This is a genomic window from Streptomyces malachitofuscus (assembly GCF_055571035.1).
Genome location: NZ_JBVIGA010000009.1, coordinates 203,617 through 215,530 on the forward strand (window position 1 = coordinate 203,617; position 11,914 = coordinate 215,530).

The following is an 11,914-nucleotide window of genomic DNA, read 5'->3' on the forward strand; positions in this document are numbered from 1 at the left end:
GGCCGTCCAGGGGCGGTCGCGCAGTTCCCTCACCCCGCGGGGGCGCTGCTACTCGCCCGCCACGGCAGGCTCGGGTGCTGCCTTCCTTGCCTTGCGCTTCAGTACCAGCATCGATGTGATGCCGATCAGTACCGCCAGCACCAGGCCCAGCCACGAGAAGCGCTTGAGCCAGGGCTCGGCGACGACGCCGACGTAGTAGATGACGGCCGTGGTGCCGCCCGCCCACAGGACACCGCCGAGGACGTTGGCGGTGAGGAACTTCCAGTACGGCATCCGCAGCACACCCGCGAGCGGGCCGGCGAAGATGCGCAGCAGGGCGACGAAGCGGCCGAAGAAGACCGCCCACATGCCCCACTTACGGAAGGACCGCTCGGCGGTCGCGATGTGCCCCTCGCCGAAGTGCCGGGGGAACTTCGCGCCCAGCCGTGCCAGCAGCGGCCGTCCGCCCCTGCGGCCGATGGCGTAGCCGATCGAGTCGCCGATGATCGCGCCGGCGGTGGCGCCGGCGCCGAGGACCACCGGGTCGATGTCTCCGTGCTGGGAGGCGAGCAGCGCGGAGGAGACCAGAATGATCTCCCCCGGCAGCGGGATACCCAGGCTTTCCAGCCCGATGACCAGACCCACCAGCGCGTACACGGCGACGGCGGGTACGGTCTCGAGCCACTCCTGGACGTGCAACGCCGCTTCCTCCCGCTCCGCCGGTCCTGTGTCCGTGCACCCGAGGAGGGCGCACGGACGGGAAGCCTACCGGTTCGGGATGCTTTGCCCGGACTCAGGCGTTCCAGCTCCACTCCGCCACTTCGGGCAGGTCGGTGCCGTGCTCGCGGATCCAGGCGTGGTGCCGCGTGCGCGCGTCGGCCATCCGCTGCCGCAGGGCGGCGGACCGTACGGCCAGTCCCGGGACGCGGTCGATGACGTCCATGACCAGCCGGTAGCGGTCGAGATCGTTGCGGACGACCATGTCGAACGGTGTGGTCGTGGTGCCGGACTCCTTGTAGCCGCGCACATGCAGGTGCGGGTGGCCGTTGCGGCGGTAGGCGAGGCGGTGGATCAGCCACGGATAGCCGTGATAGGCGAAGATCACCGGCTTGTCGGCGGTGAACAGGCCGTCGTACTCGAAGTCGGTCATGCCGTGCGGGTGTTCCCCGTGGGGCATCAGCCGGGCGATGTCGACGACGTTCACCACGCGGACCGCCAGCTCCGGCAGATGGCGGCGCAGCAGCTGAGCGGCGGCCAGCACCTCCTGGGTCGGCACGTCCCCGGCGCAGCCGAGCACCACGTCGGGTTCGCCGCCGTTCTCGGTGCCGGCCCACTCCCAGATGCCGGCGCCCCGTGCGCAGTGGACGCGCGCCTCGTCGATCGACAGCCAGTCGTAGCAGGGCTGCTTGCCGGCCACGATCACGTTGACGTAGTCGCGGCTGCGCAGGGCGTGGTCCGTGACGGACAGCAGGGTGTTGGCGTCCGGCGGGAGGTAGACCCGTACGACGTGGGGACTCTTGTTGAGCACGTGGTCGACGAAACCGGGGTCCTGGTGGGAGAAGCCGTTGTGGTCCTGGCGCCACACGTGCGAGGTGAGCAGGTAGTTGAGCGAGGCGATGGGTGCACGCCAGCGCAGCTCGCGGGAGGTCCTCAGCCATTTGATGTGCTGGTTGACCATCGAGTCGACGATGTGCACGAACGCCTCGTAGCAGGAGAACAGCCCGTGCCGGCCGGTGAGGAGGTAGCCCTCCAGCCAGCCCTGGCAGAGGTGTTCGGAGAGGATCTCCATCACCCTGCCGTGCCGGTCGAGGTGTTCGTCGACGTCGAGGGTGGCGGCCTGCCAGGCCTTGCCGCTGGCGCCGTAGACGGCCTGGAGCCGGTTGGATGCGGTCTCGTCGGGGCCGACGAGCCGGAAGTCCCGCCGATGGGCGGTGTCCCGCATGACCCGTTCGAGGAGGTCGCCGAGGATCCGGGTGGGCTCGTGAAGCGTCGTGCCCGGTTTGTCGACGGGGACGGCGAAGTCGTCGAGCGGGGGCATGGGCAGGTCGCGTACCAGCAGTCCGCCGTTGGCGCGCGGCGTCGAGCCGAGGCGCCGGGCGCCTTCCGGGACACGGGCGAGCACGTCCGCGACGGGCCGGCCCGCACCGTCGAACAGTTCCTCGGGCCGGTACGACTTCAGCCAGGCCTCCAGTTGCCGCAGATGCCCCGGGTCGTCACGCACGCCGGAAAGCGGCACCTGGTGGGAGCGCCAGGTGCCCTCGACGGGCTGCCCGTCCACCTCGTGGGGGCCGGTCCAGCCCTTCGGGGTGCGCAGCACGATCACGGGCCAGCGCGGGCGCCCGGTCGCGCCGTCCTCGCGAGCGGCGCGCTGGGCCTCGGCGATGCGGTCCAGGGCGGCGTCCATGGCCCCGGCCAGCGCGCGGTGGACGGCGGCGGGGTCGTCGCCGCTCACGTGGAAGGGTTCGTGGCCGTAGCCGCGCAGCAGTGCGTCGAGTTCGGCCTCGGGCAGGCGGGCCAGGACGGCCGGATTGGCGATCTTGTAGCCGTTGAGGTGCAGGATCGGCAGGACGGCACCGTCGTGGACAGGGTCGAGGAACTTGTTGGAGTGCCAGGACGCGGCCAGCGGCCCGGTCTCCGCCTCGCCGTCGCCGATCACGCAGGCGACCAGCAGGCTCGGGTTGTCGAGGGCGGCGCCGTAGGCGTGGGCGAGGGAGTAGCCGAGTTCGCCGCCCTCGTGCACGGAGCCGGGGACCTCGGGGGCGACGTGGCTGGGCACACCGCCGGGGAACGAGAACTGACGGAACAGCCGTTCCATGCCCGCCGCGTCCCGGCCGACGTCCGGGTAGGTCTCGCTGTAGCTGCCCTCCAGCCAGGAGTTGGCCAGCACGGAGGGCCCGCCGTGTCCCGGCCCCCAGATGCACAGCGCGTCCAGGTCCCGGGCCGCGATCACGCGGTTGAGGTGGGTGTACACGAGGTTCAGTCCGGGCGAGGTGCCCCAGTGCCCGAGCAGCCGGGGCTTGATGTGCTCGGGCCGGAGGGGCTCGGTGAGCAGCGGGTTCGCCAGCAGGTAGATCTGGCCCGCCGAGAGGTAGTTGGCGGCCCGCCAGTGGGCGTCCAGCGTGCGCAGTTCCTCGTCGCTCAGTACGGTCCGGATGTCCTGGTCCTCAGGCATGGATGACTCCGTGAGTGGTCGGCCTGGGTGGTCGGGTGTCGGCGGGCACGGGCCGGGGCCGCGCCCTGAACGGGCATCAGGAGCGGGGTACCAGTTTCCCGGGGGCCGATGCCCCTCGCACGCACAACGGGCCAGGTGGCTCAATCCGGTGCGGTACGGCGGCTGCGGGCGGACCCCCTGGGCGGCCGGCTCAGTCGTGTGCGACGACGGCGACCGGCGCGGCCGCGTGGTGCATCACCGCGTGTGTGACGGGCCCGATGTGCGCGCCGAGCGGGTTGCGGCGGATCCGGCGGCCGACGACCACCAGCGAGCACTCCGCGGATGCCTCGACCAGGCGGACCGACGCGCTGCCGCCGAAGGACTCCTCGACGACCTCCACCTGCGGGAACTTCTCACGCCAGGGGGCGAGCGCCTGCGTCAGCCTCCCGGCCTCCTCCCGGGCGACGGCGTCGTACGCCTCCGGCGCGGCCGCGAGACCGTAGACGTAGTACGGGGGCAGGGCCCAGCCGTGGACGGCGCGCAGCGCGGTCCTGCGCCGCGCCGCCTCGGCGAAGGCGAAGCCGGTCACCGGATCGTGGGGCCGGTCCGCGTCCAGACCGAGCAGGACGGGCCGGTGCCGTGTGGCGGCCGACGGGATGCCCGCGGGGTCGGGTTCGTGCTCGTCGGCCGCCTGCGCACCGGCACGGACCAGGACGACGGGCCGCTCGGCGTTGGCCACGACGACGAGTCCGACCGAGCCGACCAGGAATCCGCCGATGCCGCCGAGCCCCCGGGAACCGAGCGCCAGCAGCTCGGCGTCCTTCGCGGCCTCGGTCAGCACCTCGTACGGCATGCCGTCGGTCTGCTCGTGCGTGATCGCGACACCGGGGTGACGCAGTCGCAGTCCCTCGGCGGTCTCACGCAGCATGCGGTCGCTCCAGCGGGTCCCGTCACCGGGCGGGGACGGCTCGGGCACGGGCCCGGGCGCGGGCCGCCGGACGTGGAGCAGCCGCAGCGGCAGACCGCGCAGCAGCGCCTCCCGGGCCGCCCACTCGGCGGCGGCCCGGCTCTCGGCGGAGCCGTCGAGTCCGACTGTGATGGTGCGGGTCATGGTGAGCCCTTCCGGCCGTTGGACGATCACCTCGAGTCTCGCCCGCACACCGGATCCGGCCGCAGGGGCCGCAGGTCCCGGGCCGGCGCCGAAAGGCCCCGGTCGGGCGCCGACGGGGAGAAGGGGCCGAACGCCATGTGCTTGGGGCCGTACGGCCCTTGGTGCGCGGCGGCGCACAGGCGGACGCTGGCGGGACAAGGGCAGTACCGATCGTCCCGTCCGGGAGGCTCGCCATGTTCGCTCCCCCGTCCCCCAGCATGCCGCGCGCGTTGCCCGCCGAGCACCGGGCGCGGCTCGTGCGGACCGCCCGTGAGGTGTCCTTCCCGCAAGGCACCCGGTTGTTCGAGGAGGGCGGCCACGCGGACCGGTTCTGGGTGATCCGCACCGGCACCGTCGAACTCGACATGCGGGTGCCCGGGCGCAGGGCCGCCGTCATCGAACGCCTCGGCCACAACGAACTCATCGGCTGGTCGTGGCTGTTCTCCCCGCACGTGTGGCACCTGGGCGCCGAGGCGGCCACCCCGGTGCGGGCGTACGAGTTCGACGCCTCGGCCGTTCTCGCCCTGTGCCAGGACGCCCCCGAGATCGGCCGGGACCTCACCCGGTGGGTCGGCGACGTGGTGGCCCACCGCCTGCACGCCGCCCGGGTCAGGCTGCTGGACCTCTACGGCCCCTACGGCGCCGGCGGCGCCCTGTGAGGGACGGCCGCCTCTGCTCGTGAAGGGGTGGTGAAGGTCAGCTGTTGGGGCGCAGGGTCCACACGACGGTCATCTCGCCGGTCACCGCGCCGTCCTCGCGGCGGATGGCGATCGACACGGGGAACTCCGGGCGGCGGCCCTCGTCCAGTTCGGCCACCACTTCGGCGGCCGGGCGGCCGAGGGTCGCGGTGGCGGTGACCGGGCCCATCGCCAGCTTCTTGTAGGCGATCTCGGCGCGCACGGCCAGCGGTACCGCGCGGGAGAGCTGGTCCCCGAAGGCGGCGAGCACGATCGCGCCGCTCGCGGATTCGCCCAGCGTGAACATGGCACCGGCGTGCGGGCCTCCCACGTGGTTGTGGTAGTCGGCCTGGTCGGGCAGGGCCACCACGGCCCGCTCGGGCGTGGTCTCCAGGAACCGGAGATCGAGGGTACGGGCCATGGGCACCGTGGCGGCGAGCATCTCGCCGACGGACATCTGGTCTGCGCTCATGACCGCATGTTACCCATCGGTAGCCTGCGGCCGCCATGCCGCTCGGCCTCGAGTTGCTACGTCCCCGTCAAAGGGCGGTGACCCAATCGTGTCCCGGGCGCGGCTAGGGTGGCTGCCCATGTGGCCAGGACAGCAGCCGCCCGGGGGCGAGCAGAACCCGCAGTCGAACAATCCGTACCAGCAGCCGGGGTACCAACAGCCGAATCCGTATCAGCAGCCCGGCTACCAGCAGCCGAACCCGTATCAGCAGCAGTCGCAGTGGAGCGGTCCGTCCACGGCGGGCATGCCTCAGCCCCCGCAGGGCGGAGGTGGCGGGAACCGGACCAAGCTGGTGGCCATTGTGGCGGCGACGGCCGTGGTGGTGGCGGCGGGCGTCACCGGGTTCCTGGTGCTCGGCGGTGACAAGGACGACGAGGCCGACGGCAAGAAGGGCGCCAAGCCGAGCGCCACCGCGTCCAAGAACACTTCGGCGGAGCCGAGCGCCTCCGCCTCGGGCGACAACCCTCGGGGCGGTGACGAGGAGAAGGCGACCATTCCGGGCTGGCAGGTCGTCGTCAACACACGCTTCGGCACCAAGTTCGACGTCCCCGGCGACTGGGAGATCGAGACTCCCGGCACCAGTGTGGGCTTCGAGTGGGAGGAGAAGGACGGTGAGATGGGCCGCACCACCGTCACCGCGCCGGCGTATCTGAAGTCCAAGTGGTGCACCAGCGACGACAACAAGGACGGCCGCGAGGAGGACACCGCCCTCGCCACCGCCGGAACGCGCGGTGAGAACGGCGCGAAGACCACGCAGGAGGCGGCCGAGACCCGGGTGCCGTGGTGGATCTACGGCGGGTACACACAGCCCGACAAGAAGAGCGTCAAGCAGGTGAAGCCGAAGGCCTACACCACCAAGTCGGGCATCAAGGGCCATGTCGCCACGTCGCACTCGGAGAACACCCCGCAGAAGGGCAAGTGCGACAGCGAGGGCAAGGCGATCACGTTCGCGTTCAAGAACGGCGCGGGCGACTACGTGACCTGGAACCTCTACGGGGCCAAGGGCGTCAAGGACGAGATCCCGGACGAGACCGTGCAGAAGATTCTCAGCACGGTGCGCCTGACCGAGGAACCGCCGACGGGGACGTAGCAGGCCGGGGGGCCGGCGGCCCATTTGGCAAGTCGGCCCCCGCCCGGCGATAGTCACGGGGTGCCGACCTCCGTCCTCCGCCGCCGCCCCGTCTGGGCCGGGCGCAACTACTCCCTGCTGACCGCCGCCGCCGTGGTGACCGGCCTCGGCAGCAACGGCGCGCTGATCGCCGCCGCGTTCGCCGTGCTGGGCGCGGGCGGCGACGGCGGCGACGTGGGTCTGGTCGCCGCCGCCCGCACCCTTCCGCTGGTGCTGTTCCTGCTGATCGGCGGCGCCGTCGCGGACCGGCTGCCGCGGCACCGGGTGATGGTCGCGGCCAACGTCCTGAACTGTGTCTCGCAGGCCGCGTTCGCGGCGCTGGTCCTGGCGGGCGAGGCGCACCTGTGGCAGATGATGCTGTTCAGCGCGCTCGGGGGCACCGGTCAGGCGTTCTTCAACCCGGCCGCGGAGGGCATGCTGCTGTCCTCGGTCGACGGCGAGCAGGCCGGACGGGCGTTCGCGGTGTTCCGGATGGCGATGCACGGGGCGACCCTCGGCGGTGCCGCGCTCGGCGGTGCGATGGTCGCCGCGATCGGGCCGGGCTGGGTGCTGGCGGCGGACGCGGCGGCCTTCGCGGTCGCCGCCGCGCTGCGGGCGTTCCTCGATGTGAAGCACATCCCGGCGCGTGCCCCGGGCGGCGGCATGCTCTCCGATCTGAAGGAGGGCTGGCGGGAGTTCGCGGGCCGGCCGTGGCTGTGGGGCATCGTCGTCCAGTTCTCCGTCGCCAACGCGGTCGTCGGCGCGGCCGACGCGGTCTACGGGCCGCTCGTCGCCCGGGACCACCTGGGCGGGGCCGCGCCGTGGGGTGTGGCGCTCGCCTTCTTCGGCGGGGGCACGGTGGTGGGCGCGCTGCTGATGACCCGCTGGCAGCCGCGCCGTCTGCTGCTCGTCGGCACCCTGTGCGTCTTCCCGCTGGCGCTGCCGTCCGCGGCGCTCGCCGTGCCCGTGCCGGTCGCGCTGCTGTGCACGGTGATGTTCCTGACCGGCGTGTCCGTGGAGGTGTTCGGGGTCTCCTGGATGACCGCGCTGCACCAGGAGATCCCGGAGGAGAAGCTCTCCCGGGTGGCGGCGTACGACTGGTTCGGCTCCGTGGCGCTGGTGCCGGCGGCGATGGCGCTGGCGGGCCCGGCGGAGACGGCGTTCGGCCGCACGGAGGCGCTGTGGGGCTGCGCCGCGCTGGTCGTGGTCGTCACGGCGGCGGTCCTGTGCGTCCCGGACGTACGCAACCTGCGCCGCCGGACCCTGCGCGTCACCGGCACGGCCGCCGAGGCCGGGCATCCCGCCGGTACACGCGAGCCGGCGCCGCCGAACTGATCTCACGGGCCCCTGAAAGGAAGCCGTACCCGCACCGCGCGTCAGCCGATGCCGAAGGCTCCGGCAGGGGGTTCGGGTGACGGTACGGCGTCCTCGTCCCGCACGGGGCGCGCCTTGCCGGTGAAGTCCCGCAGCGCGGCGCCGTGTTCCACCCGGGCCGGGAACGCGTCGGCGGCGGTGGCGCGGGACAGGCGGGCGATGTCCAGCGGGCGGTGGGCGGCGGCCAGGACCGCGTTGCCGAAACGGCGGCCGCGCAGCACGCCCGGCTCGGCGATCAACGCCAGTTCAGGGAACCGGGTTCCGAGCGTGGCGAGCTGGGAGCGCAGGAAGGCGAACGGGGCCGCGTCCGGGAGGTTCGCCAGGTACACCCCGTCGGGCCGAAGGACGCGCGCGGCCTCACCGACGTAGGCGACGGAGGTCAGATGGGCCGGCACCCGTGAGCCGCCGAAGACGTCGGCGACCAGGACGTCCGCGCTGTCGTCGGGTGCCTCTTCCAGCCAGGCGCGGGCATCCGCCGCGTGCAGCGTGACGTCGGCGCCGGCGGGAAGCGGCAGATGCTCGGCGACCAGGTCCAGCAGTCGCCGGTCGGACTCCACGACGTGCTGCCGGGAGCCGGGCCGGGTGACGGCCAGATAGCGGGGCAGGGTCAGCGCGCCGCCGCCGAGGTGCAGGGCGTCCACCGGGGCGCCCGGCTCGGCGAGCACGTCCAGGACGTGTCCGAGCCGCCGGGCGTACTCGAACTCCAGGTGCGCCGGCTCGTCCAGGTCCACGTACGACTGCGGCGCCCCGTCGACGGTCAGCAGCCAGGCACGCTCCCGGTCCACGTCGGGCATCAGCTTGGCGGTGCCGTGATCGACGACGCGGGTCACGGGGATGGGCTCGCTCACCGCTCCATTGTGCCGTCGGTCCGACGACCGGCCGCCCGCCCCCTCCGCGGGGAGCGGGCGGCCGTACGTCGCTCAGCCGACCGAGGTCACCGTGCCGGCCCCGACCGTGCGACCGCCCTCACGGATGGCGAATCCGAGCCCGGGCTCCAGCGGCACCTCGCGCCCCAGCTCCACGGTCATCGTGACCGTGTCCCCGGGCCGCGCCACCGCCGCCTCACCGAGGTCGACGTCACCGACGACATCCGCGGTGCGGATGTAGAACTGCGGCCGGTACCCGGTCGACACCGGTGTCGTGCGGCCGCCCTCGCGGGCGGACAGCACGTACACCTGCGCGGTGAAGCGCCGGCTGGGCACCACGCTGCCCGGCGCGGCGACCACGTGCCCGCGCCGCACCGCGTCACGCGGCACCCCGCGCAGCAGCAGCGCCACGTTGTCCCCGGCCTGCGCCTCCTCCATGGGCTTGCCGAAGGTCTCCAGGCCGGTCACCACGGTCTCCACCTCGGCGCCGAGCACCTGGACCCGGTCACCGACGCGGACCGTGCCACGCTCCACCGCGCCCGTCACGACGGTGCCCCGGCCGGTGATGGTGAGCACGTTCTCCACGGGCAGCAGGAACGGCGCGTCCAGATACCGCTCGGGCATGGGCACATAGGTGTCGACCGCGTCGAGCAGCGCGTCGATCGACGCCGTCCAGCGCGGGTCGCCCTCCAGCGCCTTGAGTCCGGAGACCCGCACGACGGGCGCGGACTCACCGCCGTAGCCGTGCGCGGAGAGCAGGTCGCGGACCTCCAGCTCGACCAGGTCGGTCAGCTCCTCGTCGCCCGCGTCGGCCTTGTTGATCGCCACGACGACGTGGTTCACGCCCACCTGGCGGGCGAGCAGGACGTGCTCGGCGGTCTGGGGCATGATCCCGTCGAGCGCGGAGACGACGAGGATCGCCCCGTCGAGCTGCGCGGCGCCGGTGACCATGTTCTTGACGTAGTCGGCGTGACCGGGCATGTCGACGTGCGCGTAGTGCCGGGTGTCGGTCTCGTACTCGACGTGCGCGATGTTGATGGTGATGCCGCGGGCGGCCTCCTCGGGGGCCCGGTCGATGCGGTCGAACGGCACGAAACTGCCGGAGCCGCGCTCGGCGAGGACCTTGGTGATGGCGGCGGTCAGGGTGGTCTTGCCGTGGTCGACATGGCCCATCGTGCCGATGTTCAGATGCGGTTTGGTGCGGACGTACGCCGTCTTGGACATGGCGGTACCTCGAAGCCTCTCGGTGATGACGCGTGACGTCCCCGGGCGCGGCGGATCAGCGCGCGGCCGGGACGTGGACCCCAGGAACCTGGCCGACCCTCCCCTTTGGGGGTCCGCCGGACGATCCGGGGAGGGTCAGCTTCGGGCGCCGTCGACAGCGGCGAGGTAAGCGGGAACGGCAGCCTTCGGGGCATCCGCGACGGCGGATGCTGCGAGGTGGAAGGCGTACCGGAACATGGCGTCGATCATCGCCGACAACCCGCCCCGCGTCGAATGGTTTTAGGAGCCGGACGGGAGGGCTACGCGCCGATGTTCTTCAGCGCCTCCCGCACCGAGAGCGGCGCGAACCGTCCCTGCTCGCGCGCCAGGAACGCCCGAACGGCGTCCGGGTCGGTCTTGGCGTACTCGCGCAGGCACCAGCCGATGGCCTTGCGGATGAAGAAGTCCTGGTGGCCGGACTGGCGCAGGCAGTAACCGAAGAGGCGTCCGGTGTCGGTGCGTTCCTTGTGGCGCAGCTGATGCAGCAGGGCGGTGCGGGCGAGCCACATGTCGTCGTCGCCGATCCACTCGTCCATGTCGGCGGTGAGCTCCGGATCGGCGGCCACCAGTGCCCCGACGACGTGCGCGGCGAGCAGGTCGACGGTGTCCCACCACGGGACGGTGGTGACGAGGTGCCGGACAACGGGCAGGAAACCGGAGGAGCAGTGCCGGACGTGGCGGCGTACGTAGTCCACGGCGAAGTACTGGTACTCCCGCTCGGGCAGCTCCCAGCAGCGCAGGGCGACAGCGGTGCAGTCGGCCTCGTCGGGCCGCGCCAGCCCCGCGACGACGGTGCGGGACAGGGCCCGGCGGACCGGGGTGGTCAGGCCCAGGAACGGGGCGACGTCCTTCATGTACGCCCGCATGGCCACGGCCCGCCCGGGGTCGGCTGCCGCTCCGTACGTGGCGGTGAGCCGCTCGATCACCGTGTCGGCGAGCGGGCTGTCGGGCACCGGCGGGGTCCGGGCGGCCGTGCCGTCTCCTGTGACGCGCATGAGACGAACACTACGGCGATCACACACATATGTCGGTTAGTGTCACCGGATGCTCGATGCCACCACCCGCTCTGGGGGCACCGCCGCGGCCTCTCCCCGGGCCGCCGCCACCGACCTCGCGGTCGCCGTCCCCCCGGCCGCTCCCGCTCTCGTGCCCGCCGCGGGCCTGACCGCGCGATGCGCCAGAGTGCTGCTGTCGCCGTGGTCACGGCTGTCGTTGCTCGTGGTGCTGCTCGCCTCCGCGGCGTCGGCGATGCTGGTCCTGGAGCCGCAGCGGCTGCTGACGGACGGCTGGCCGGACCGGCTGGGCGGGGCCGCGGCGGTGGTGGCGTACGCGGTGGCCTACGGGGTGTGCACGGTGGCGTTCGTGCCGCGTCCGCTGCTGAACCTCGCCGCGGGGGCGTTGTTCGGCTCACAGCTGGGGCTGGCCGCCGCACTGGGCGGCACGGTGCTGGGTGCCGGGCTGGCCTTCTGTCTGGGGCGGGCGCTCGGCCAGGAGGCACTCCGTCCGTTGCTGCGCGGCCGCTGGCTCAAGGCGGCGGACCACCAGCTCAGCCGGCACGGCTTCCGCTCGATGCTGGCGGCGCGGCTGTTCCCGGGGATCCCCTTCGCCGCGTCGAACTACTGTGCCGCCGTCTCCCGCATGGGCCTGCTGCCGTTCCTGCTGGCGACGGCGCTCGGTTCGGTCCCCAACACCGCCGCCTACGTGGTGGCCGGCGCCCGCGCCTCGACGCCGACGTCCCCGGCCTTCCTGATCGCGCTGGCCTGTATCGCCGTACCCGGCCTGGCCGGCGCGGTGGTGGCGTGGCGCAAGCGGCACCGGCTGCGCGGGCACTGACC

The 11,914-nt window shown here is 72.8% G+C and carries 11 protein-coding genes; 4 read left to right on the forward strand and 7 right to left on the reverse strand.

Annotation, left to right across the window (positions count from 1 at the left end; genetic code table 11):
• Window positions 1-48 precede the first annotated feature (48 nt).
• The 3 genes from ACZ44S_RS15775 to ACZ44S_RS15785 form a co-directional block, all read right to left on the reverse strand.
• Window positions 49-678 (reverse strand): DedA family protein, encoded by a 630-nt coding sequence (locus ACZ44S_RS15775; protein WP_466929018.1) that lies wholly within the window; start codon window positions 676-678, stop codon window positions 49-51.
• A gap of 94 nt (window positions 679-772) precedes the next feature.
• Complete coding sequence (locus tag ACZ44S_RS15780) at window positions 773-3,151, reverse strand: phosphoketolase family protein (RefSeq protein ID WP_466929021.1); 2,379 nt, start codon at window positions 3,149-3,151, stop codon at window positions 773-775.
• A gap of 190 nt (window positions 3,152-3,341) precedes the next feature.
• Window positions 3,342-4,241: a universal stress protein gene (locus ACZ44S_RS15785; RefSeq protein WP_466929023.1), complete on the reverse strand. Its 900-nt coding sequence runs from the start codon at window positions 4,239-4,241 to the stop codon at window positions 3,342-3,344.
• 233 nt (window positions 4,242-4,474) lie between these two features.
• On the opposite strand from ACZ44S_RS15785, the gene ACZ44S_RS15790 reads away from it, so the two are divergent.
• The gene (locus ACZ44S_RS15790; protein ID WP_466929026.1) at window positions 4,475-4,939 is read left to right on the forward strand and encodes a cyclic nucleotide-binding domain-containing protein; all 465 of its coding nucleotides are present in this window, start codon (window positions 4,475-4,477) and stop codon (window positions 4,937-4,939) included.
• 37 nt (window positions 4,940-4,976) lie between these two features.
• Here ACZ44S_RS15790 and ACZ44S_RS15795 read toward each other — a convergent pair whose 3' ends face one another.
• On the reverse strand, window positions 4,977-5,429 hold the full coding sequence (locus tag ACZ44S_RS15795; protein WP_466929029.1) for a DUF4442 domain-containing protein: 453 nt from the start codon (window positions 5,427-5,429) through the stop codon (window positions 4,977-4,979).
• A 118-nt stretch (window positions 5,430-5,547) separates the two neighbouring features.
• On the opposite strand from ACZ44S_RS15795, the gene ACZ44S_RS15800 reads away from it, so the two are divergent.
• The gene (locus ACZ44S_RS15800; protein WP_466929032.1) at window positions 5,548-6,558 is read left to right on the forward strand and encodes a DUF8017 domain-containing protein; all 1,011 of its coding nucleotides are present in this window, start codon (window positions 5,548-5,550) and stop codon (window positions 6,556-6,558) included.
• Between the two features lie 60 nt (window positions 6,559-6,618).
• A complete protein-coding gene (locus ACZ44S_RS15805; RefSeq protein ID WP_466929035.1) occupies window positions 6,619-7,911 on the forward strand; it encodes an MFS transporter in 1,293 nt (430 codons plus the stop codon).
• A gap of 41 nt (window positions 7,912-7,952) precedes the next feature.
• Here the strand turns inward: ACZ44S_RS15805 and ACZ44S_RS15810 are convergent, their stop codons facing one another.
• From ACZ44S_RS15810 to ACZ44S_RS15820, 3 genes are all read right to left on the reverse strand, one after another.
• Window positions 7,953-8,798, reverse strand: coding sequence for a spermidine synthase (locus ACZ44S_RS15810; RefSeq protein ID WP_466929038.1), 846 nt, complete (start codon window positions 8,796-8,798; stop codon window positions 7,953-7,955).
• 72 nt (window positions 8,799-8,870) lie between these two features.
• Window positions 8,871-10,040, reverse strand: coding sequence for an elongation factor Tu (gene tuf, locus ACZ44S_RS15815; RefSeq protein WP_466929041.1), 1,170 nt, complete (start codon window positions 10,038-10,040; stop codon window positions 8,871-8,873).
• A 299-nt stretch (window positions 10,041-10,339) separates the two neighbouring features.
• Window positions 10,340-11,074, reverse strand: a complete 735-nt coding sequence (locus ACZ44S_RS15820; protein WP_466929044.1) for a DNA alkylation repair protein — start codon at window positions 11,072-11,074, stop codon at window positions 10,340-10,342.
• Window positions 11,075-11,123: 49 nt separating this feature from the next.
• Between ACZ44S_RS15820 and ACZ44S_RS15825 the strand changes: the two genes are divergently transcribed.
• Window positions 11,124-11,912, forward strand: a complete 789-nt coding sequence (locus tag ACZ44S_RS15825; protein ID WP_466929047.1) for a TVP38/TMEM64 family protein — start codon at window positions 11,124-11,126, stop codon at window positions 11,910-11,912.
• Window positions 11,913-11,914 lie beyond the last annotated feature (2 nt).